General features: G+C 68.9%; 18 protein-coding genes. 11 read left to right on the top strand and 7 right to left on the bottom strand.

From position 1 onward, the window contains the following. Nucleotides 1-452 precede the first annotated feature (452 nt). Genes ACXC9Q_RS01700 through ACXC9Q_RS01685 form a run of 4 tightly spaced genes read left to right on the top strand, consistent with a single transcriptional unit; the run spans nucleotide 453 to nucleotide 5,752 of the window. Nucleotides 453-1,235 (top strand): GNAT family N-acetyltransferase, encoded by a 783-nt coding sequence (locus tag ACXC9Q_RS01700; protein ID WP_457054679.1) that lies wholly within the window; start codon nucleotides 453-455, stop codon nucleotides 1,233-1,235. Beyond that, nucleotides 1,232-1,783, top strand: coding sequence for a kinase (locus ACXC9Q_RS01695; protein ID WP_457054678.1), 552 nt, complete (start codon nucleotides 1,232-1,234; stop codon nucleotides 1,781-1,783). Before ACXC9Q_RS01700 ends, ACXC9Q_RS01695 begins: the two co-directional genes overlap by 4 nt. Further along, nucleotides 1,780-4,065, top strand: a complete 2,286-nt coding sequence (locus ACXC9Q_RS01690; RefSeq protein ID WP_457054677.1) for a helicase-associated domain-containing protein — start codon at nucleotides 1,780-1,782, stop codon at nucleotides 4,063-4,065. The genes ACXC9Q_RS01695 and ACXC9Q_RS01690 overlap by 4 nt, the downstream gene beginning before the upstream one ends. Before the next feature lie 46 nt (nucleotides 4,066-4,111). After that, the gene (locus tag ACXC9Q_RS01685; protein ID WP_457054676.1) at nucleotides 4,112-5,752 is read left to right on the top strand and encodes a DNA repair helicase XPB; all 1,641 of its coding nucleotides are present in this window, start codon (nucleotides 4,112-4,114) and stop codon (nucleotides 5,750-5,752) included. A gap of 111 nt (nucleotides 5,753-5,863) precedes the next feature. On the opposite strand, the gene ACXC9Q_RS01680 is transcribed toward ACXC9Q_RS01685, so the two are convergent. The 4 genes from ACXC9Q_RS01680 to ACXC9Q_RS01665 form a co-directional block, all read right to left on the bottom strand. Further along, nucleotides 5,864-6,724 (bottom strand): DUF559 domain-containing protein, encoded by an 861-nt coding sequence (locus ACXC9Q_RS01680; protein WP_457054675.1) that lies wholly within the window; start codon nucleotides 6,722-6,724, stop codon nucleotides 5,864-5,866. A gap of 156 nt (nucleotides 6,725-6,880) precedes the next feature. Further along, on the bottom strand, nucleotides 6,881-7,591 hold the full coding sequence (locus ACXC9Q_RS01675; protein ID WP_457054674.1) for a FadR/GntR family transcriptional regulator: 711 nt from the start codon (nucleotides 7,589-7,591) through the stop codon (nucleotides 6,881-6,883). A 26-nt stretch (nucleotides 7,592-7,617) separates the two neighbouring features. Further along, nucleotides 7,618-8,553 carry a dihydrodipicolinate synthase family protein gene (locus ACXC9Q_RS01670; protein WP_457054673.1) on the bottom strand — a complete coding sequence of 312 codons (936 nt, stop codon included), beginning with the start codon at nucleotides 8,551-8,553 and terminating at the stop codon, nucleotides 7,618-7,620. Nucleotides 8,554-8,567: 14 nt separating this feature from the next. After that, nucleotides 8,568-9,623: a sialidase family protein gene (locus tag ACXC9Q_RS01665; RefSeq protein WP_457054672.1), complete on the bottom strand. Its 1,056-nt coding sequence runs from the start codon at nucleotides 9,621-9,623 to the stop codon at nucleotides 8,568-8,570. Nucleotides 9,624-9,691: 68 nt separating this feature from the next. On the opposite strand from ACXC9Q_RS01665, the gene ACXC9Q_RS01660 reads away from it, so the two are divergent. The 5 genes from ACXC9Q_RS01660 (at nucleotide 9,692) to ACXC9Q_RS01640 (ending at nucleotide 16,315) form a co-directional block, all read left to right on the top strand. Further along, nucleotides 9,692-11,314 carry an extracellular solute-binding protein gene (locus ACXC9Q_RS01660; protein ID WP_457054671.1) on the top strand — a complete coding sequence of 541 codons (1,623 nt, stop codon included), beginning with the start codon at nucleotides 9,692-9,694 and terminating at the stop codon, nucleotides 11,312-11,314. Next, entirely contained in the window at nucleotides 11,315-12,259 is a 945-nt protein-coding gene (locus ACXC9Q_RS01655) for an ABC transporter permease (protein WP_457054670.1), read from the top strand. It abuts the gene before it with no gap. Further along, nucleotides 12,256-13,176: a carbohydrate ABC transporter permease gene (locus ACXC9Q_RS01650; protein WP_457054669.1), complete on the top strand. Its 921-nt coding sequence runs from the start codon at nucleotides 12,256-12,258 to the stop codon at nucleotides 13,174-13,176. The genes ACXC9Q_RS01655 and ACXC9Q_RS01650 overlap by 4 nt, the downstream gene beginning before the upstream one ends. A gap of 122 nt (nucleotides 13,177-13,298) precedes the next feature. Continuing rightward, entirely contained in the window at nucleotides 13,299-14,090 is a 792-nt protein-coding gene (locus ACXC9Q_RS01645; protein WP_457054668.1) for a phosphatase PAP2 family protein, read from the top strand. Between the two features lie 200 nt (nucleotides 14,091-14,290). Next, nucleotides 14,291-16,315, top strand: a complete 2,025-nt coding sequence (locus ACXC9Q_RS01640) for a HelD family protein (protein ID WP_457054667.1) — start codon at nucleotides 14,291-14,293, stop codon at nucleotides 16,313-16,315. A gap of 134 nt (nucleotides 16,316-16,449) precedes the next feature. On the opposite strand, the gene ACXC9Q_RS01635 is transcribed toward ACXC9Q_RS01640, so the two are convergent. From ACXC9Q_RS01635 to ACXC9Q_RS01625, 3 genes are read right to left on the bottom strand one after another with little or no spacing between them, the layout of a single operon-like run. Further along, the gene (locus tag ACXC9Q_RS01635) at nucleotides 16,450-17,706 is read right to left on the bottom strand and encodes a hypothetical protein (RefSeq protein WP_457054666.1); all 1,257 of its coding nucleotides are present in this window, start codon (nucleotides 17,704-17,706) and stop codon (nucleotides 16,450-16,452) included. After that, complete coding sequence (locus ACXC9Q_RS01630; protein WP_457054665.1) at nucleotides 17,703-18,725, bottom strand: hypothetical protein; 1,023 nt, start codon at nucleotides 18,723-18,725, stop codon at nucleotides 17,703-17,705. Before ACXC9Q_RS01630 ends, ACXC9Q_RS01635 begins: the two co-directional genes overlap by 4 nt. Nucleotides 18,726-18,763: 38 nt before the next feature. After that, nucleotides 18,764-19,954: an MFS transporter gene (locus ACXC9Q_RS01625; protein WP_457054664.1), complete on the bottom strand. Its 1,191-nt coding sequence runs from the start codon at nucleotides 19,952-19,954 to the stop codon at nucleotides 18,764-18,766. Between the two features lie 88 nt (nucleotides 19,955-20,042). Here ACXC9Q_RS01625 and ACXC9Q_RS01620 point away from each other — a divergent pair, with 88 nt between their 5' ends. Together ACXC9Q_RS01620 and ACXC9Q_RS01615 are read left to right on the top strand one after the other, a co-directional pair. Continuing rightward, nucleotides 20,043-20,354 (top strand): ArsR/SmtB family transcription factor, encoded by a 312-nt coding sequence (locus tag ACXC9Q_RS01620; protein ID WP_457054663.1) that lies wholly within the window; start codon nucleotides 20,043-20,045, stop codon nucleotides 20,352-20,354. An 87-nt stretch (nucleotides 20,355-20,441) separates the two neighbouring features. Beyond that, nucleotides 20,442-22,703, top strand: coding sequence for an outer membrane protein assembly factor BamB family protein (locus ACXC9Q_RS01615; protein WP_457054662.1), 2,262 nt, complete (start codon nucleotides 20,442-20,444; stop codon nucleotides 22,701-22,703). Nucleotides 22,704-22,709: the final 6 nt, after the last annotated feature.

Genomic DNA, 22,709 nt, shown 5'->3' with positions numbered 1-22,709 from the left:
GCGTCTCGGTGATTGTGATGGCCTGCAAGTCCGCCACACCCCGCCCCGCCGCGGTGGCGGGTCTGATGATGCCGCGCCGCGGACCGGACGCGCACCACTCACCAAGAGGCGCGATGCCAGCGATGCCCCGCTCGGCGGCGGGCAGTCAGCGGCTGACGGACCGGGTTAGTGAGTGCCCCACGTCCGCCCAGGCCGACACCCGCGGGCCGGCCGGGCCAGAGTGGGGAGGATCTGCCACCCGATCCGGGACGAGATCCTCCCCACCCCGGCGGCAACCGACAGAACACGGCCGACGGCCGGGACGCGAAGGAGGCGAACGAACCACCCACGGATACGTCCGAAGAGGCGTCCTGCCCGGCCGACCTGTCCGGTTGGCCCGTCCGGCGCGGAAACGACACGAGAGCCGGATATTCCCTGGCGCGGACCCCGTCGGGGTGATTCACTGCGTCGCGATGATCAGCAGAGTCGACGACTACCTTCATGCGGTCCCGCTGTCCGGCTCGGTGGCCGAGCAGGTCGGGCCGTTCACGCTCTTCCGCAGTACGACGATCTGGCCGTACTACGCGCGCCCGGTGCCGGGCTCGGGAACCACCATCGACCCGGCCGATGTCGAGCTGGTCCGGGCCCGTTGTGCGGAGCTGGGCATCCCGCTGAGCTTCGAATGGGTCGTCGAGACCTGCCCGTCGCTGGGTCCGGCGGCGGCCGCGGCCGGGCTGACCGTGGTCGAGCACCCGCTGCTCGTGCTCGAGCGCGACGACTTCCGTCCGGTGACCGTGCAAGCACGCTGCGAGATCCTGCCCGCCGAGGACGCCGTACTGCGGCAGGCCCGGGCGGTCGCGGATCTCGCGTTCAGTGACCCCGGTACGGCGGTCGGCGCGGCCGGATCGGCCGAGCGCGACGCCAAGGCCGCCGAGGTGGCGGACGACATGATCGCGGGCCTGCGGGACCGGGCGCTCAGAGGCATGACCGTGAACGCGGGTGCGTTCACCGACGAGGGCATGGTCGCCAGTGGCGCGCACCAGCCGGTCGGGCCCACCACCGAGATCGTCGGCGTCGGGACGCTGCCGTCCATGCGCCGCCGCGGCCTGGCCGCGGCCCTCACCTCCGTGCTGGTCGAGCACGCCTTCGCGAACGGGGTCGATCTCGTCCTGCTGTCGGCGGAGTCCGACGCGGTCGCCGCCGTCTACCAGCGCGTCGGCTTCCGCCGGATCGGCAGCGCCGGCGCAGCCGAGTGACAGGCAGTCCCTCCTCCCGTCTCGTCGTACTGCGCGGCAACTCAGGCTCCGGCAAGTCGACCACCGCACGAGTCCTGCGCGAGCGCCTCGGCCGCGGCACCGCGTGGGTCGAGCAGGATCAGATCCGCCGCGTCCTGCTGTGGGAGAAGGACCTCCCGGGCGCGGTCAACATCGGCCTGATCGACGCGAACGTCCGCTACGCCCTCGACCACGGGTACGACGTGATCCTCGAGGGCATCATGGACGCCGGCCGGTACGGCGACATGCTGCGCAAGCTGACCCTGGACCATCAGGGCCTGACCCGGCACTACTACTTCGACCTGCCCTTCGAGGAGACCGTCGTACGGCATGTGACCCGGCCACTGGCGCACACCGTGAGCGTTGACCTGATGCGGAGCTGGTACCAGGCCCACGACGTGCTCGACGGGGTCGGCGAGGTGGTGATCGGGGTGGAGAGCACCTTGGCGGAGACGATTGCCCGGATCCTGGGTGATCTCGGGGAACGGTTAGTGGTGTTTGGGGATGGGGCCGTACCGTTGGAGGGATGAGCACATCCGAGCGGAACCGCCCACGTACCCTCGCCGAGGCGCTGCGTGGGTGGGACGACGCCGCGCTCGGCCAGCTGCTCCAGAAGCGCCCCGATCTGGCGATGCCGATCCCCGCGGACACCGGTCAGCTGGCAGCCCGAGCGACCACCAACGCGTCGGCGGCGCGGGCGATCAACCGGCTCGACGAGTTCGGGGTGGATCTGCTCGAGTCTTTGTCGGCCCTGCCTGAGCCGGTGCAGCTGGCCGCGTTGGCGGCCGGTGTGGATCAGCCTGTCGAGGTGGTCCGGCCCCGGGTGGCCGAACTGCTGGATCTGGCGCTCGTGTGGGGCACCGAGGACGACCTGCGACCGATCCGCGCGGTCCACGAGCTGCTCGGGCCGACACCGGCTGGGCTCGGTCCTGTCACGACCAGGCATTTCGGCGATCTGGACAAGTTGATCGAAGAGGCCGGCCCGGACGCGCGTGCGGTGCTCGACAAGCTGACGTGGGGTCCGCCGACCGGTTCGGTGGAGAAGGCTGAGCGGCCGGTGACGATCGCCTCGGCGCGTACGCCGGTCGAGCGGTTGCTCGCGCGCGGCCTCGTCGTACCCAAGGATGCGAACACTGTGGTGTTGCCGCGGCAGATCGGTCTGCATCTGCGGGGCGGGCGAGTGCTCGCGTCGACGCGGCCGACGCCGCCGCCGTTGGACGGGAAGAAGGTGTCGGCGGCGATCGCCGACCGGGCCGCGGCTGGTGCAGCGCTTGACCTGGTGCGGCTCGTTGATCGTGCGCTGGAGCAGCTTGGGTCCGAGCCGCCGCCAGTGCTGCGTACGGGTGGAATTGGCGTGCGTGACCTCCGCAGTCTGGCCGGCAAGATCGGTGCGGAGGAGCAGACGACCGCAGCCGTGCTGGAGATCGCGTACGCCGGTGGGCTGCTAGCGGCCGTGGAAGTCGGCACCACTGAGATGTGGCTGCCCACCAGCGTCTATGACGACTGGCTGGAGCTTGACCTGGCGCATCGGTGGGCTCAGCTGGTGTTTGCGTGGTTCGGTGGGCTCAGAGCGATCGGACTGATCGGCAGACGCGACAGCGGTGGTGCGACGGCCGCTGCACGTGAGCGGCTGATCAACGCGCTCGCCCCGGATCTGGAGCGGTTGCTGGCGCCGGAGGTCCGGGTGCTGACATTGCAGGCGTTGGCCGAGGCTGGTCCGGGTACGGCGCCGTCCACAGAGTCTGTGGTGACTTGGGTGGCGTGGCATCGGCCGCGGCGTGGCGGGCAGTTCCGCGACGATCTGGTCGAGTGGAGCGTCACTGAGACCGCACTGCTCGGGCTGACTGGTCTGGGCGCGTTGGCGGAGCATGCGCGACCCCTGCTGCAGCCGGAGCCGACGGTGGACGATCTGGCCGAGGCGATCAACCCGCTGGTGCCGGAGCCGGTGTCTGAGGTGCTGTTGCAGGCTGACCTGACTGCTGTTGCGCCCGGTCCCCTGGTGCGGGTTGTGCAGGAAGAGCTGTCTGCGATGGCCGACGTCGAGTCGCACGGAGGCGCGGCGGTCTATCGCTTCAGCGAGGGCTCGGTACGCCGTGCCTTCGACCTCGGACGGACCGCTGATCAGTTGCACAAGTGGCTGGCCGAGCACTCTCGGACTCCGGTCCCCCAGCCGCTGACTTACCTGATCGATGACGTTGCACGGCGGCACGGCGTACTCCGGATCGGTACGGCGTCGACGTACCTGCGCTGTGATGACGAGACTGTGCTGACCCAGCTGGTGAACTCGAACCTGCCGGGTATTCGTTTCCGCCGGCTGGCGCCGACTGTGGTCGTGTCGCCGTCGCCGCCGGACATGGTGCTGAGCCGACTGCGTGAGGCGGGTCTCGCGCCGCTGGCGGAGACGTTCGACGGCGTGGTCCATGTGACCGGTGGTACGGCGCGACGTGGTGAGGCGCCACGGCGTCGTACCAGCCGGGACTTCGTGGACAACCCGGTCGACCTCACCGACGACCAGGTGAAGGCCGTGATCGAGAAGGTCCGCGCCGGCGACCGCATCGCCGCCGAGCGCCCCGCCGACGACGGCCTGCTCGACCCCACCGCCCCCGCCGAGACCATCGCGGTCCTGACCAACGCCGCCGAGTCCCACACCCGCACCTGGATCTCGTACGTCGACCACAACGGCACCGCCTCCGAACGCATCGTCGAGCCGGTCCGGGTAGCCGACGGCTGGCTCACCGCCTACGAAGACGCCACCGACCAACCCCGCACCTACGCCCTCCACCGCATCTCCACTGCCCGGCCTGTCCTTTGACCGCCTGAGGCACAATGGAAGGTCGGGGCGACGATAGGGAGCGGTAGTGACAGACGGTCCACTGATTGTGCAGTCGGATAAGACGCTTTTGCTGGAGACTGCGCATCCGGAGGCGAACGAGTGCCGGAAGGCCATTGCGCCGTTTGCTGAGTTGGAGCGGGCGCCGGAGCATGTGCACACCTATCGGCTGACGCCGCTGGGGTTGTGGAACGCTCGGGCGGCGGGGCATGACGCCGAGCAGGTGATCGACGTCCTGCTGCGCTACAGCCGCTACCCGGTGCCGCACTCGCTGCTCGTCGACATCGCGGAGACGCTGGATCGGTACGGGCGACTGCGGCTCGAGAAGCACCCGCAGCACGGTCTGGTGCTGGTGACGACCGACCGGCCGGTGCTCGAGGAGGTGCTGCGGAGCGCCAAGGTGAAGCCGATGCTGGGGGCGCGGATCGACGACGACACCGTGCTGGTGCACCCGTCGGAGCGTGGTCACCTCAAGCAGACGCTGCTGAAACTCGGCTGGCCCGCGGAGGACCTCGCCGGGTACGTCGACGGCGAGACGCACGCGATCGAGCTCGTCCGGGACGGCTGGGACATGCGCCCGTACCAGCAGCAAGCGGTTGACTCGTTCTGGCACGGCGGCTCCGGGGTCGTCGTACTGCCCTGTGGAGCCGGCAAGACGATCGTCGGCGCGGCCGCCATGGCGCAGGCGTCCGCGACCACGCTGATCCTGGTGACGAACACGGTGTCCGCGCGGCAGTGGAAGGACGAGCTGCTCAAGCGCACCAGCCTGACCGAGGAGGAGATCGGCGAGTACTCCGGTGCGCGCAAGGAGATCCGGCCGGTGACGATCGCGACGTACCAGGTGATGACCACGCGCCGGAAGGGCGTCTACTCCCACCTGGAGCTGTTCGACGCGCGGGACTGGGGCCTGATCGTGTACGACGAGGTGCACCTGCTGCCGGCGCCGATCTTCCGGATGACCGCGGACCTGCAGACCCGGCGCCGGATCGGCCTGACCGCGACGCTGGTCCGGGAGGACGGTCGCGAGGGTGACGTGTTCTCGCTGATCGGCCCGAAGCGATACGACGCGCCGTGGAAGGACATCGAGGCCCAGGGCTGGATCGCTCCGGCCGACTGCATCGAGGTGCGGGTCGACCTGGAGCAGAGCGAGCGGTTCGTGTACGCGACCGCGGAGCCCGAGGACCGCTACCGGCTGGCCGCGTCGACCCCGGCGAAGTCCCGGCTGGTACGGCAGATCGCCGAGCATCACGCGGACGAGCCGCTACTCGTGATCGGTCAGTACATCGATCAGCTGGACGAGCTCGGCGAACGGCTGGAGTGCCCGGTGATCAAGGGCGAGACCACTGTGAAGGAACGGCAGCGGCTGTTCCAGGCGTTCCGCACCGGTGAGATCAAGCGGCTGGTGGTGTCGAAGGTCGCCAACTTCTCCATCGACCTGCCTGAGGCGTCCGTCGCCATCCAGGTCTCCGGCACCTTCGGCTCCCGCCAGGAAGAAGCGCAGCGCCTCGGCCGGGTCCTTCGCCCCAAGGGCGACGGCCGCACCGCACGCTTCTACTCGATCGTCGCCCGCGACACCGTCGACGCCGAGTTCGCCGCCCACCGCCAACGCTTCCTGGCCGAGCAAGGTTATGCGTACACGATCGTGGATGCAGAAAACCTCTTCGCCTAGGCGGATGTGCAATCTCGACAGGAGGTGTCGGGCTCAGCAGGTGATCGCCACGCTCGGCGACTGCGCTACCAGTCGATGCTCCAGGAACACCTCCTGTCGAGGTGCACTTTGTCAGCCGGCGAGACGCGACGCCAACGCGGCACGGACGGTCGCCACGACCCAGGCCGGGTCACCGATCACCTGCTCGTAGGTGAATCGGAGTACGAGCCACCCCGCAGCAACCAGCTCGTCATACCGCTGGCAGTCGGCGGCGAAGTCCCGCCGGGATCCGTGGAATGCGAATCCGTCCGCCTCGAGCGCCAACCTGGCTTCTCGGTGCCCCAGATCGACCCGAGCCCGAAACCGACCATGGGTCACCAGGACCTGTGGTTCGAAGCCATCGACGCCCTCGCTGATGAGAAGGGCCCGGAGGATGGACTCGAGGAAGCTGCCGGAGCGGCGGCTCGCGGCTGCCGCTGTTCTGCGAGCGTTCGGACAGCCGGGACCACGCATCGCGGCACAGGCGGCGAGGAGTTCGTCCTGGCTGAGCCGGCCGGTGGCGAGGGCTGCGTCCGCGACGGCCAGGGCCTCGGCGAACGGGAGAATGCGGGAGCAATCGACGACGGTCCGAAGCAGTGAGGTGGTCCGGTCCCGGCGCTCGCCGGAGGTGGTGTCGGCCCAATGCAGAACAGCAGGTGGTCCCGGACGCGGGCGGCGCTTGGGCGGGATCGTGATGTGCGGCTTCTCCGGTGTCAGCAGTAGCGGAAGCCCCAGCGCCTCTGCAGCACTCATGTGCGAAAGGACTCCGTCGTACGCGAGCACGGCCACCTTGCCGGCCGGGAGGCCCGGCAGCGCGTAGATGCCGAGAGCGATCCGCTGCACTTCACCTCGCTCGACCGCAGCCACGACGGCGCGGCGGGAAGTCGCGCGGATCAGCTCGGAGCGGGGAGCCCACCCACCATGGCGCGCGAGGACCTCGCCGACCGATTCCATCCAAGGATGGTGCCCGAAGTCGGTCGACTCGTGAGTTGGTTTATCCACAAGGGACAGCTCGACAGGACGTGTCCAGGTCTGAGGGTGCACCGCACGCTCAGCTCGCCGGCCGTTGCCACTTTCGTGGACGTATACGTCCTGTCGAGCTGCACGCGTCTATTCGCCTAGGCGGGTGTGGATGCCGTTGAAGTGTTTTTTCATGGAGCGGGCGAAGGCCTCGGGGTCTCCTGTTCGCAGGGTGTTGAGGAGATCGCGGTGCCAGGCGGCCGCGTCGGCGGGGGTGTAGCGGGCGCCGGGGAGGCGCGCGTCGACCTGGGAGAAGGTTCGCCAGAAGACGCTGAGCAGATCGATGACGAGGGCGTTGCCGAGCGGCTCGTAGAGCGCCTGGTGGAAGGCCCAGTCCTCGTCGGGGAAGTATTTCCCGTCCGCTGCCTTGGCTTCCATGCGTTCGACGATCGGCTCCAGGGTGTCGTCCCCCTGCCGGCTGAAGAACGCCACCACGTCCTCGGCCATACCGACCTCGATGGCCTGGCGGACCTCGAGGACGTTCTGCACGTCGCGGAGGTCGCCGGCCATCGACTGCGACATCCGGAACGCGAGCCCGTCCTCCAGCGACTGCAGTGACACCTCGCCGACGTACGTCCCGTACCCGTGCCGGATCTCAATGATCCCGACCGCCTGCAGCGCCTTCATCGCCTCGCGCAACGGGTGCCTCCCGACGCCGAGTTGAGCCATCAGTTCCTGCTCGTTGGGCAGCGGATCACCCGCCTTCAGCCCGCGCTCCAGGATGTACGACTTCATCTGGTCGCGAATGAAGGACTGATTTCCCGCCGCACCACGTGCCCGGCCGAGCCCACCCGTTGTCACCCGGTCCTCCTTGAGACTAGGACCGCTCAGTGTAATCCGGCGCGGTCCAGTAAGGGCCGGATCCCGGCGATCTCCTGCTCGCTCAAGGGGATACACGGGTACGCCGTCACCGGGCAGTCGATCACGCCCAGCAGATACAACCCGGCCTTGAACGCACCGAGCGCCGCCGAACTCGCGCCCATCCGCGAACGATCCGCCACGTCGATGATCTCGAACAACCGGAACAACCGATCCTGCTCGGCCCGCGCCGCCGCCGCGTCCCCGGCGACGGACGCGTCGAACAACCGCACGTACCCGGCCGGATCCACATTCCCTAACCCCGGTACGACGCCATCCACACCGAAAGCCAGCGCGGAGTCGACGGTCACCTCGGATCCGGTCATGATCGCGAACCCGTCCAGCCCCGCATCCCGGCGCGAGAGAACCAACTGACGCAGCGATGTCTCCTGACCACTCGAGTCCTTCACGCCGGCGATGACGCCCTGCTGCCCGAGCGAGATCATCAACGACGCCGGCAGCTTCGTCCCGACTCGCGACGGGATGTCATACGCATACAGCGGCGTATCCCCAGCCAATGAGGCGAGCCGCGTGAAGTGCCGCTCGATCTCCGCCGGATGCGTAGCGGCATAGAATGGCGCCGTCGCGACCAGACCGTCCACACCCGCCTTCAAGGCAGCAGACACATGCGCACTGGCGCGCGAGGTCGACGTGTCGATGACACCGGCCAGCACCGGCACCTGCCCCGACACCTCCGCCACGGCCGTCTCCAGCACGACCTGCCGCTGCTCGTCGGTCAGGAAGGTGCCTTCGCCGGAGGTGCCGAGCACGAACACCCCGTCCACACCCCCGGTCAGCTGGTACTGGATCAACCGGGCCAGCGATGCGGTGTCGACGTCGTACTCGGGGGTGAGCGGGGTGACGAGTGGCGGCACCACGCCGGTCAACTGGGCGGAGTCGGTCAAGGGGTCTCCCAACGTCAAAGGGCGAATGTGGCGAAGCGGAGGGTCGCGAACGAGGAGGTCTCACCGGCCTCGTAGAAGATGCCGACCGAACCGTCGGGCCGGAGGACGAGATCGGAGTAGCCGGCCATGCCCGGATGCACGACCAGCGCGGCCCGCCAGGACTGACCGGAGTTCTCGCTGACGAACACGGTCAGCTCCCGGCGGCTCGACGGGTTGACCGGTGTCGACAGCAGCAGCCGGCCGTCGGGCAGTGTGAGCACACTCCCCTGGATCCCCGGTGCGGTGATCTCCGGGATCCCGGCGTACGGCGCATCGAGCGTGGCGCCGCCGTCCGAGGACCAGGCGTGCACCCGCGCCGGCCCGGTCCCCTGGTGGTTGCGGGCGTTGAAGTACAGCCGTCCATCGGGCAACTCGGCGACGGTGGTCTCGTTCGCGTTGATCTCCGCGCCGTCGTTGCGATCGACGAAGCCGACCGACCAGGTGATCCCGCCGTCGTCACTGGCGATGCAGTGGCCGCCGTTCAGCCGGATCAGGTCGTCGACCGGCTCCGGCGGCACGAACGAGTGGTTCGCCGGTACGACGAGCCGACCGCTCGTGAGCGCGATCCCGTGACAGGGCCCGGTCGCGTACCAACCCCAGTCGGACGGCTTCACCTGCGCGGTGATCTCCACCGTCGGGCTCCACGACGCGCCGTCGTCGGCGGACCGCTGCACGAACACCCGCCGGCCGGACTCCGGATCGGTGCCGCGGGCAAGCGACATCTCCACCGCGTCGGCGCCGTTCTGCACCGTGACCAGCACGATGTCGCCACTCGCGGGGTCGATCACCGGCACCGGATTCCCGCACGTCTTGCCGGGCACGGCCGACACCACCTGCAGCGGCAGCCAGGTCTGCCCGCCGTCGAGCGAGCGCCGGAGCACGACCTCGATCTCACCCGCGTCGCCGGACCCGTGCAGCCGTCCCTCGCAGAAGGCGAGCACCAGCTCGCCTCGCGCCAGTACGGATGGGATGCGGAACGTGTGATAGCCGCTGCCAGCCGGGTCGAAGACCACGGCCGCAGCGATTTTCACGGCGCCGACTCTTGAAGACATAGGACGTACTATGTCATGGTGTGGCCCTCCGATGGAAGTGAGGCCTCATGCCAGTCAGCAGAAGAACTTTCCTCGGCGGCGGCCTGGCCGCCGCCGCTGTCGCGGTCACGGGTACGCCGCTGCTGGCGGGGTGCGCGTCGGACAAGAAGAACACCGCGGCCGCCAACGCGACGGTGAAACTGCCGACGTACACCAGGTACGGCGAGATCAAGCCCGACCTGCCCGGCACCGACGTGGTGCTGGACGGCTTCCTCAAGTACCCGGCCAACCCCGCCAAGGTGCTCACCGACGTCCCCGGCGACGGCAAGCCGATCACGTTCCTGACCAACATCCCGGGGGCGATCCCGCCGGCCGCGGACAAGAACCCGTTCTGGCAGGCCGTGAACCAGCGGCTCGGCTCCGAACTGCAGATCAGCATGGCCTCGAACGACGAGTACAAGGACAAGTTCGCGACCCGGATCGCCGGCGGCGACCTGCCCGACATCCTGAACATCCCGGTCGACACCGTGCAGATCCCCGGCCTGGTGAAGGCCAAGTGCATGGACCTGACCGAGCACCTGTCCGGTGACGCGGTCAACAAGTACCCGTTCCTGGCCAACATCCCGACCGAGTACTGGAAGGGTTGCGTCTTCAACGGCGCGATCTACGGCGTCCCGGTGCCGCGCGGGATGTCGCGGACCTCACTGGCCCTGTACCGCGAGGACCTGCTGGCCGCCAAGGGCATCAAGGACCCGGCCCCGAAGAACTTCCAGGAGTTCTTCGACCTGGCCAAGGAGATGACCGCGGCCAAGCAGAACAAGTGGGCCTGGACCAGGGTGCCGCTGTCGACCATCCGGCAGATGCTCGGCGTCCCGAACGTCTGGAAGGAGGACGGCGGCAAGTTCACCTCGACGTACGAGCACGAGGCGCAACTCGAGGCGCTCGAGGCGGCCCGCAAGATGGTCGCCGCCGGCGTGATCAACCCGGACGCGTTCAACGACAAGGCGAGCGCGCGCAAGCAGTGGTTCAACGGCGGTACCGCCGCGTTCGACTACGACAGCTTCGTGGCGTGGAACCAGTACTACTCCGACAACACCGCCGGCGACGCGTTCGCGGTGAACATGCTCGACGTGCCCGGCTTCGACGGGGGCGAGGGCAGCCCGTGGATGGGCTCGGCGCTGAACAACGTCACCTCGTTCAGCAAGGACAGCAAGCACACGGCCGAGACGCTGCTGAAGATCGCGAACTGGATGGCCGCACCCTTCGGCACCGAGGAGTACCTGTTCCGCAAGTACGGCGTCGCGGGCCGGCACTACACCCTGCAGGGCACGGATCCGGTGCCGACCAAGGTCGGAGTGGTGGAGACCGGTATCGGCCTGCAGTACATCAGCGACAGCACCCTGGCGCTGTACTGGGCCGGCAAGCCGGACGTGCCGCAGAAGCAGCACGCGATCCAGGAGAAGGTCGCGAAACGGCTCGTGTACGACGCGTCGTACGGGCTGTACTCCGACACGCAGTCGAAGAAGCAGCCGCAGCTCGCGAAGACGATGACCGACCTGGAAGGCCAGATCGCGCAGGGCAAGAAGCCGGTGTCCGACTGGACCGCGGCGGTGCAGACCTGGAAGTCCGCGGGCGGCGACAAGATGCGGACCGAGCTCGAGCAAGCGCTGACGGCGACGGCAGGGAAGTAGATGCTCCAACGATCCAAGACGCGATCGCGGCAGCGGCTGAGCCTGGGGCGGCGACTGCTCCGGGACCGGGTGCTGCTGCTGTTCGCGCTGCCCGGGACAGCGCTGATCATCGCGTTCCACTACGTGCCGCTGCTGGGCAACGTGATCGCGTTCAAGGACTACCAGCCGTTCCTGGGCATCGGCGGCAGCGACTGGTCCGGCTGGGCGAACTTCAGCGTGATCTTCAACGGCGATCCGGCGTTCCTGCGGGCGTTGAAGAACACGCTGATCCTGACCAGCCTGCAGTCGGTCTTCGTGTTCCCGGCGCCGATCCTGCTGGCCCTGCTGCTGAACTCGCTGTTCTCCGAGCGGATCAAGCGGATCGCGCAGAGCATCCTCTACCTGCCGCACTTCATGTCCTGGGTGATCGTGGTCGCGCTGTTCCAGCAGATGCTCGGCGGCAGCGGGTTGCTGAACAACTACCTGCGCTCGCACGACCTCGCCACGCTCGACATCATCGGGAACTCTGACCTGTTCCACGTCCTGCTGACGTCGCAGATCATCTGGAAGGACACCGGCTGGGCGACGATCCTGTTCCTGGCCGCGCTGTCCCAGATCGACTCGCAGCTGTACGAGGCGGCGAGCGTGGACGGTGCCGGCCGGATGAAACAGCTGTGGCACGTCACCCTGCCCGGGCTGCGCGGGATCATCATCCTGCTGTTCATCCTGCGGCTCGGCGACTCGCTGACCGTCGGCTTCGAGCAGATCATCCTGCAGCAGCCTGCGGTCGGCCGGGACGTCAGTGAGGTCCTCGACACCTACGTCTACAACAACGGCGTGCTCGGTGGCGCCTGGGGCGTGGCGGCCGCGGTCGGCCTGGTGAAGGGCATCGTCGGGGTCATCCTCGTGCTCACCGCGAACAAGGTCGCCCACATCTTCGGGGAGCAAGGGGTGTACAACCGATGACGCAGACGATCGTGGCCCGCAGAGTCGCGCCTCGGCGGAAGATCGTCCAGGGCGTGCCGATGCCCTCCTGGCCGATGCGGGTCTTCAAGGGACTGGTCCTGCTGGTGTTCTGCGCGGTGGTGATCATCCCGTTCGTCGGGGTGATCTCGACCAGCGTGGCGCCGAACAAGCAGATCAACGAGTCCGGCGGGCTGGTGCTGTTCCCGAAGTCGGTCAACTTCGCCGCCTACGAGTCGCTGTTCTCCGGCGGGGTCGTGACGCAGGCGCTGGTCGTCAGCATCTTCGTCACCGTGGTCGGCACCTTGCTCAGCCTGACGGTGTCCTGTCTGCTCGCCTACGCGTTGTCCCGGCCCGGTTTCGTGGCCGGGCGGCCGATCCTGCTGGTGATCCTGTTCAGCATGCTGTTCTCTCCCGGCATCATCCCGCTGTACCTGACCGTCAAGGGCGTCGGGTTGCTGGACAGCATCTGGGCGCTGATCGTGCCGACGATGGTGAGCGCGTTCAACGTCGTCGTACTGCGGGCGTTCTTCATGAACCTGCCGAACGAGATCACCGAGAGCGCCCGGATCGACGGCGCGGGTGAGCTGAAGACGTTCACCTACATCGTGCTGCCGCTGTCCAAGGCCGTGCTCTCGGTGATCGGACTGTTCTACGCGGTGGCCTACTGGAACGCGTTCTTCTCCGCGCTGCTGTACCTCAACGACTCCAAGCTGTGGCCGTTGCAACTGGTCCTGCGCACTTACGTGATCAACGACGCCCAGCTGGGCAGCGCCGAGCTCGGCACCGAGCGGCTGCCACCGCAGGCGTCGATCCAGATGGCGATCCTGGTCGTCTCGATCGTGCCGATCCTGCTCGTCTACCCGTTCCTGCAGCGGCACTTCGCCAAGGGCGTGCTGACGGGTGCCGTCAAGGGATGATCGCAACGGCGTGACGAGCGCGTCACGAACGGTGCCCCTGAGCGCGGCCAGGGGTTGCCCAGGGCAACGCCAGGGTTGCGCCTGGGCAAATCCTCGGGGTACGGCAGGTACCGTCGAGGAGTATGGGGATAGAGGCGCTGGAGCGGGTGGGGCCGGATGGGGAAGAGCAGGGACAGCGCGGGGCGCAGGTCTTCTGGCGGGTGGTCAGGGAAGCGGTCCTGTTGGCCACCCTCTTCCTCGTCTACAGTGCGGGCCGGCAGATCGCCGCGCGACATACCGGGTCTGCGTTCGGCAACGCTCATGAGGTGCTGTCCTTCCAGAGCTGGCTGCACCTGCCGAACGAGGCCTCGATCCAGCACGCGGCACTGAAGTTCCCGCACCTGGTCGAGGGAGCGAACCTCTACTACGCCAGCGTGCATGCTCCACTGACCGCCGCCGTACTGCTCTGGCTGAGCATCTGGCGGCCGAAGGCCTACCCACACGTCCGGTGGACGATGGTGTCGGTGACCGGGCTGGCACTGGTCGGGCACATCGCGTTCCCGCTGGCACCGCCGCGGATGATGCCCGGGTTCGTCGACACCGGGCTGCGGTTCGGCCAGTCGGTCTACGGCGCGGAGCACTCTGGCGGGCCGGTGAACCAGTTCGCGGCCATGCCCAGCCTGCACGTCGGGTGGGCGTCGCTGATCGCCCTGTCGATGATCCTGATCACCCGGTCCAAGTGGCGCTGGCTGTGGCTGCTGCACCCGATCATCACGTTCACCGTGGTCGTGGTGACGGCGAACCACTACTGGCTGGACGGCATCGTCGTACTGCTCCTGCTGGGCGTCAGCCTGCCGCTGCTGCTCCGCCCCGGCCTGCACGACGACCGGCCGCGGACGCGTAATTCGGTTTCCCCGCGGCGGGTGCTCAAGTAACGTGGCGAGGCTGTGTCACCTCGTCCCCTGCAGTCGCGAGCAGGTGCTCGGCGGAGTGCCTCGGTGTACTGGAGGGGAGGGTTCGATGCGGAGCATCGTGCCCTTCGCTCCAGTGCAGCGAGGTGCCCGCCGAGTGCCGCGCAGCACGCAGGGGACGAGGTGACACAGCCTTACTCCCCTGATCCCGCCGGAGGTTCCGCATGCCCCCCGATACGACCGACATCCTCCAGGCCGAGAAGGACTACCTGAAGACCTCGCGAGCCGCGCTGGCGGTGATGCGGGACAAGACCGGCGCGCTGGAGGTCCACAGCGCCGACCGGGTCAACCAGGAGTACCTGCAGGCCGCGATCTGGCGACGGATGAAGGAGCTCGAGGACGACCCGGACGTGCCGCTGTTCTTCGGCCGGCTGGACTACCTCGAGCCCACCGACGAGACGTTCCACATCGGCCGGCGGCACGTGAACGACGACCAGGGCGAGCCGCTGGTGGTGGACTGGCGGGCGGACATCTCCGTGCCGTTCTACCGGGCCAGCCGGACCGAGCCGATGGGGGTGGGGGTACGCCGCCGGTTCGGCTTCACGCATGGCGAGATGACCGCCTTCGAGGACGAGGATCTCACCTCGAGCGCGCCGGCTGACGAACACAGCGACATCCTCGATGCGGAGATCGAGCGACCGCGTTCCGGCCCCATGCGCGACATTGTGGCGACCATTCAGCCGGAGCAGGACGTGATCGTCCGGGCCGGGGTCGACGACACCATCTGCGTCCAAGGCGCCCCCGGGACCGGGAAGACCGCGGTCGGCCTGCACCGCGCGGCGTACCTGCTCTATGCGTATCGCGACCAGCTCAGCCGGGCCGGAGTGCTCGTTGTCGGGCCGAACGCGAGCTTCCTGCGCTACATCGGCGATGTGCTGCCCGCGCTGGGTGAGATCGAGGCGAAGCAGACCACGGTCGAGGAGCTGGTCGCCCGGGTGCGGGTCGCGGGGCCGGGTCCGGCGGCCGTCGACGTACTCAAGGGCGATGCGCGGATGGCCGCCGTACTGCACCAGGCGGTGTGGTCGCAGGTTCGGATGCCGACGGAGGCGCTGGTCGTGCCGCGGGGATCGCACCGGTGGCGGGTCCCGACGTACCAGGCCGAGGAGCTGGTCACCGAGCTTCAGACGCGTGGAGTCCGGTACGGCGCCGGCCGATCGATGTTGCCGCAGCGACTGGCGCACGCCGTCCTGTTGCGGATGGAGGCGGCCGGTGACTCACCGGACGACCGGGTGCAGGACTCGGTGGCCCGGAGTCGCCCGGTCAAGCAGTACGCCGAAGCACTCTGGCCCGCTGTGGATCCGGCGAAGCTCCTTTTCCGCCTCTTCACCGACCCGAAGCTGCTGGCCGAGCACGCCGACGGGCTCCTCACTGCTGAAGAGCAGGCGCTGCTGATCTGGGACAAGGTGCCGCGGTCGGCCGGAGCCGCGAAATGGTCGGTCGCCGATGCCACTCTGATCGACGAGATCGCCGATCTGGTCGACCGGACGCCGTCACTGGGCCACGTGGTGCTGGACGAGGCACAGGACCTGTCCGCGATGCAGCTGCGCGCAGTCGGACGGCGGTGCTCGACCGGTTCGATGACAGTGCTCGGCGACATCGCCCAGGGCACCACTCCGTGGGCCACACCGTCGTGGGACGAGGCGTTGAAGCACCTGGGCAAGACCGGCGCCCACACCGAGGAGCTGACCGCGGGCTTCCGCGTCCCCGGCCAGGTGATCGAGTACGCCGCCCGCCTGCTCCCCCTGATCGCACCACGCCTCACCCCGCCGACCGCCGTACGACGGGCGCGCGGTGAGCTGGCCATCGACCGGGTGCCGGACAGCCTGGCGGCCGCGGTGACGACTGTCGACGAGGTGTCGGCGCGGCTCGGCTCGATCGGTCTGATCGTCCCGGACGCCTTGGTGCCGGCGACCCGGAAGGCCTTGCAGGACAAGGGAATCGCCTTCTCCGTACTGGGCGACGAGGACGACGCCGACGCGCACCTGGACGTCGTACCCGCCTCCCTGGCGAAGGGCCTCGAGTTCGACCACGTCGTCCTGGTGGAGCCGGCCGGCATCGTGGCCGGTGAGGCCGATGAGCGGACCGGCCTCCGCCGCCTCTACGTCTGCCTCACCCGTGCGGTCACGTCGCTGGCCGTCCTGCACAGCGAAGACCTCCCCGAGGTGCTAGAACCCCCGCGAGCCGCCTGATCGCCGCGACGAGCGCCGCGACGAACCGCCGCCGCTCGACCGGGTGCGGGAAGACCATGAGCTGCGGCGGCGCGAGCCACTGGACCAGCCGCTGTCGCCGTCCGAGCCGCTGCCGGACGACGCCGACCAGTTGCTCATCGAGGACCCGACGTCAGAGCTCCACCGGCTGAACCGCGCACCGAGGCGCCGAGAGCGCCACCGAGCCCGCATCCGGTCGCTGGTCCGGCGGGTGTCGTTGTCTGGGAACCACCAGCGCCGGCCGTCGCCCTGTGACCAGTAGCCGTCGATGTACGCGGACATGTCCTCCCCGAGCATCCAGTACGGCCGCAGGTGGTCGCTCCACTGCTCCACCATCCGGACCTGCGGCTCCTCCCCGGCCACAGCCCGCTGCTTGCAGGCCGCACACACGCTGACCTCGCGGACGCTCCCCCGCTCCGGCTGCCACTCGACGGTGTCGGTGCTGGGCCCGTGGCGCGGGTCGAAGAAGCAGGGTGCCGTCGGTCGGGGATCGGCTTGCCCGCACGCACTGCGTCCAGGCAGACCAGGCCGTACCGGGCCGAGCCCAGCAGCGTCGTGACCGCCTCCACGTCCGTGTCACCCTTGGCCGCGTCGAGTCTGTGCCGGGCCTTCTCGACTGTGTCGAGCACGTCCTTGGAGAGCTTGGACTGCTGCGGGTCAGAGACTGTCGGCAGCGCTGAGACCTGCTGCGACAGCCCGATGATCTCGTCGTTCAGCAGCGGCCGCGTGACCTCCAGGTGGGCCTTCTCGTCCTTCCGGCGTCCCCGGCGAGCGTCCACCACGCTCACGCCGAACAAGAGCCCGATCAGGACGGCGACACCACCGGCGTACGGCGCTGCGTCGACGTAGAACGGCTTATCGACCTGCTGGGCTCGTTGGATGAACCTGACCAGCATGTCCTCGTAATCCGGCGCACAGCAGTCGACCGCCTGGTCCACCGCGTCGCCCACGTGGTACGTCGGCCCGTGGTCGGCTCGCTGGACAGCGTGGAACCCACGTCCGTCCGACTCCGAGTCCGCATCGACCAGTACGGCGTACACACCCTCGACGCCGACGCGGTCGTAGAGCTGGTCCGCGATCTCCTCGCCCTCCCAGGCGAGGTTCACGAAGTAGTCGCTGTCCGAGGTGTTGATCTTGGCCGCGGGGATCACCGCGATCCGGATCGGCGCCGCGGCACTCTTCGCCGCGGCGTCCAGCTCCGCGACCTCGGCCGGCGTCAGCTCCTCGACGTCCGGGTCGACCCAGACGCCAGGGTCGCCGAGGTTGCCGGCCACGGCGTTCAGGTAGACGTCGGGGTCGGTGGCCGCGTGCGCCGGTATCCCCGGCAGCATCGAGGCCGCGACCAGCGCGAGCGCGCCGAGCAGTCGTTTCATCGTGTTCCTCCCGAGAGCCGGTCGCGACAGGCATCACAGACCGGGACTTCCCGGGGCCGCCCGCCGGTTGGCGTGTACATCCAGTCCGTCGCGGACGTGCCGTGAGCGGGGTCGAAGAAGCAGGCCGCTCGCCGTGCCGGCTTGGGCGTTCCCGCGACGAGTGCCTGGGCGCAGGCGAGCCGCCAGCGCCCGTACTCGACGGTGGCCCGGACCTCGCGCAGCTTGTCGTCATCGGGCTCGCCGTCGACCACGCGGCCGGCATCGGCGTACGCATCCATCGCCGCCTGCACGTCCGCCGCTGTGTTCACGCCGTCCAGACGCACGTCGGCGGTATCCAGTTCCTCGCCGAACCGCGTCACGTCCTCGCGCGCCAGCGCCCTCCGCTCCGCCAGGCTGTCGGCCTCATCCGGCAGGACGTCGTACGACGGCCGGTAGAGCGCAGGGCCTTCGTCCCTACCAGGCCGCGACTTCCACCAGCGCAGGGCCAGGCCGCCGACGACCAGGACGATGAGCACGATCAGAGCCGGCCACAACCAGCCAGGCGGCCCGCTCGAGGCTTTGGGTACGTCGAGTTGGTCCAGCACTCCGTTGAGCGTGCCGACCGGGTCGGAGCGGCTGTGCTTGTCCAGCTCGTCGGTCAGAATGCCGGCGATCGGGGTGTCGACCCCGACCGCGCTCCCCCAGGTGATCGCCCCGCCGAACACGACCAGATAGATGCCATCGGCCCGATGCAGGTCCACCAGCTTGTCGACGTACGCGCGGGCGGCGGCGCTGTTGTCACCACTCCCGTTCAAGGCCGCCACCGGGACCACTGCGATCCGGATGGCCGGAGCGTGATCGCGCACCCGCTCGGCCAACTCGGCGGCGGCTTTGTCGGGGACCAGCGAGCGCTGCGACGGGTCGACGTACACCGACGAGGTCTTCCAGCCACCGACGACGGACGCCGGATCCGGACCGGGCCTGGCCGCCGTCGGTGCGAGCACGGTCGACACAAAGAGGACCCCGGCGAGCAGACGCATGGGCGTTAGCCTGCCCTAGCCGGGGTACCACTCAGTGATCAGTCGGCTGCAGCTGTGAGATAGATGTCCTCCTCGCGCTCCAGCTCCTCGACGCGCTGGAGGGCCGAGTCGCGCCAGAGCGCGAACAGCAGGCCGAGCGTCGCCAGCGTCAGCACGGCGGCCAGCAGCGGCAGGTAGCTCACACCGACTGCTTGGATGACCAGACCGCCGACCACAGCGGACAGTCCGGCGCCCAGGTAGATCGCGGAAGCGTTGAGCGAGATCAGCAGACCTCCGCCCAGCTCCAGCAGGAGGTTCTGGATCGGCGGGTTGAAGGCCCAGGTGAACATGCCCCAGATGAACAGCGCCACGGCAGCGCCGACCTCAGTGGTCATGGTGAGGTCCAGGGTGCCGACGACGACCGTGATGCCGATCAGCAGGACCAGGAGCGTGCGCAGGCTGCCGAATCGGTCTGTGGCGCGTCCTCCGACCAGGTTCCCGACCACGGCGCCCACGCCGTACACGAGAAGCAGGATGCCGGTGACACTGCCGGTCAAACCGGCGGAGTGCTTCAGCAGCGGCACGATGTAGATGTAGACGCTGAAGGCGCCGAGCACTCCGAGGACGGTCATCGCGAGAACGATCTGCACCCGCCGATCGGTCGCACCGGCGAACCGCTCGCGCAGACTGACGGCAGGAGGCGCGTCCACCCTCGGAAGCGCAGCCCGCTCGACGATGGCGACCAGTATGGCGATGACCGTGATGAGGGCGAAGACACCCTTGTAGCCGAGCGTCGGACCGAGCAGGCTGCCGGCCGGCACGCCGAGCACCAGAGCGAAGGTCAGACCACCGAACACGATGGCAACGGCCCTACCGCGCTCCTCAGGTGGCAGCAGTCCGGTGGCGAAGAGCGTGGCCGCGGGGGTGTAGACGGCGGCACCGAAGGCGGCCACCACACGACCGACGATCAGCACTGGGTAGTCGGTGGCAACCGCGGCGATGAGGTTGCCCAGCGCGGCCAGGACGAGAGCGGCGATGAGGAGGGTACGGCGCTCCCACCGGCCGGTCAGTGTGGACAGGATCGGCGCGCCGACGGCGTACGACAGGGAGAACGCGGTGGCGAGCTGGCCCGCGGCGGTCAGCGAGACGTGGAGCTCGGAGCTGACGTCGGGCAGTACGCCGGACACGACGTACGCGCTGGTGCCGACCGCGAACGCGCCGGCGCCGAGCAGGTAGATCCGTGCGGACATCGGAAGCCTTCCGGACGAGGTTCAGTAGTTCGACCGTCATCGTACTACGAAGATCATCGAACTTCGACGAGGGTCGTACTATGGACACATGAGCAACAAGGAACTCCCGCAACCCGAACGCGATGAGATCCGGGTCGAGACGGTGCTCCAGGCGCTCGGCGAGCCGGTCCGGCTGCAGATCGTCCGCGCCCTCGCCGACGTGCCCGAGGGCATCGCCTGCGGAGAGATCGACCTCCCCGTCACCGCCTCGACCCGGGCGCACCACCTCCGCATCCTCCGCGAGGCCGGCGTCCTGTCCACCCACACCGAAGGCACCCGGCGGATCAGCAAGCTCCGCAGCACCGACCTCGAGTCCCTCTACCCCGGCCTCCTCTCCGGCGTCCTCGCCGCCCGCCAGTAGCCCTGTGCGAGCCTTGCACCGCAACCGCAAGCTGCTGGTCGGGTGATCGAGCGTTCGCTGAAGGGGTCGGACTGGCAAACTGGGGCAGTGGTCGAGCTGCGTGGGCGGTGGGGCGAGCTGGTGCCCGGCTCCGCCTCGCTGGCGGACGAACTGGTGGCGAGGTACGTCGAACGGACGCGCCGGGCCTACCGCGACCAGTACCTGGAGATCGTGCTGACGGCGCTGGACTCACTCATCCAGCTGTCCACCGACCCGACCTCGGTCCGGCTCGCGGCCTGGTTCCACCGGGCGGTCCATGAGCCGGGCGGCACACCGGCCGAGGACGCCGAGGCATCCGCCCGGCTGGCCGAGCAGCTCCTCCCGCTGTACGGCGTACCACCGATCCGGATCGCGGAAGTCGCCCGCCTGATCCGCCTGACCGGCGAGCTCGCCGCCCCTCCACCCGACTCCTACGCACCACCCCGGCGCGACGCGAACGGCGACGTACTCCTCGACGCCGTCAACGCGATCCTCTCCGCCGACCCCAGCCGGTACGCCGTCCACACCGCCGAGGTACGGCGGGACGCGGGCGACCGCAAGGCCGCACTCGAGCAGCGGTACGACGAGGTCCGCGAACTGCTCGACGGCCACCTCTACCGCACCCAACTGGCCCGCCAACGACTCGGCCCGGTCGCCCGGGTCAATCTAGAGTCAGAGCTCGCCGGACTGGACAGCCAACTCCCGGCACCCTGGCGTGGTTGGCAACAAGCCGCCCTGACCGCCACCGCCACCTTCAGCGCGATCGCCGCCGCCGTGGTCTCCATCGCCGCATCCGGCGCCTCATGGCAGGTCCCGACCGCCCAGAACGAGGCCGGCTGGCCTCCCGTCGCGCTGGCCGTCGTCGCGTTCTTCAGCGCACCGCTGCTGTTCCGCTGCGCCCGCAGTGCCAGCCAGCGCTCCCGGCTCATCGCAGGTGCAGTGGTCGCGATTGCTGTCACCGGGCTGCTCGTCGCCCGGGCCCGCGTCCCGAGGATCAACCCAGCTGTCGGCGTGGGCCTACGCGTGCCGCTGCTCATCGCTGCCCTGCTCCTGCTCGTGATGGCCGGCTCCGCAGCACTGGTCGCCTCCCTACTGCGCACGAGAACTGCCCGCTTCCTCCCGGCCCGCAACCCTGGTCAGCAACTCGCCTGGCTGGCAGTGCCGGCCACGGTGGCACTCATCCTGCTGTTGATCATCCAGCCCCTGGCCCGCAACTACGTGCTGAGCTCCAACGAACGAGTGGAAGGCACACCGAAGGAGGCAGGCAAGGCGTCCCCGTCCGTCCTCGACGGCACGGTCGCCTGGGTCAGCAAGTCGCTGCCGGGCTCCGGGGCCGAGCAGGCGATCGGCACCAGGTACGGCATCGCTGTCCCTCGGCAGAGCGGCGTGATCGAGATGCTCGACGCCGCGACCGGCGTACTGCGCTGGCGCTACAGCCGCTCCGATTCCGACGAGCAGCCGAACATCGTGGCGACCGGCGACGGTGACTACGTGCTGGCAGAGTTCGCCGACGTCGGCTACCTGCTGCTCGACGCGAAGACCGGTCACCGCAAGGCCGCGTGGCCCGGCCACACCCGCGACCGCCTCATCCAGCAGGCGCAACCACTACTGACCGGCGAGCCGGGGCTGGGCGGCTCCAGCAAACTGCACGGCGTCGACTCGGATGGGCATGAGCGGTGGACGTTCGAGCCGGGGGGGTGCACGGATCTGGGCGCGGTCGCGACCGCGGAGACCGTGGTCGCGTTCGTGGGACACAGCTGCAACGACGAGGCCGACCAGATGACCGCACTGGATCTGAAGTCCGGGAAGAGGCTGTGGACCAAGGCCTCCGCCGACACCTACCGCCGCCCCGTCGTTGTGGCCGGCCTGGTGGTCGTGGCCGAGCCTGGCGGCGATTCCGACGTACCTGTCGCCCTGGCTGCCATCGATCCGCGGACAGGCGACGTCCGCTGGCGCTGGCCGGTACCGCGGACCTGGGCGTGCCGGACGCTGCTCAACGCGGCCGGTAAGTACCTGGTCGTCGTGGACTGCCCAGGTCCCAGCACCTTGGAGAATCGCAGGACCGTGGTCACGGCCATCGACGCCAACACCGGTCTCACCGCCTGGCAGACGACCGCACCGGTCAGCCCACGCATGAAGGTCACCGTCACCGCCGACGCCCGCGTGATCTCGCTCGGCCGCGGCACGACCGGCTGCGTCGCCAACGTGATCGGCAGCACCGGCTTCCGTCAGGTCCCGCTCCCCACCGGCATCTCCTGCGGCCGCGACCCTCGCGCCATCGGCAACCTCGTCCTCACCTCTGGCACCGACACCGTCATCGCACTGCGCTGACTCAGA

The organism is Kribbella sp. CWNU-51 (assembly GCF_054073265.1).
Note: the sequence above shows the minus strand (reverse complement) of the source record. Positions and strands in the feature narration are given on the sequence as shown.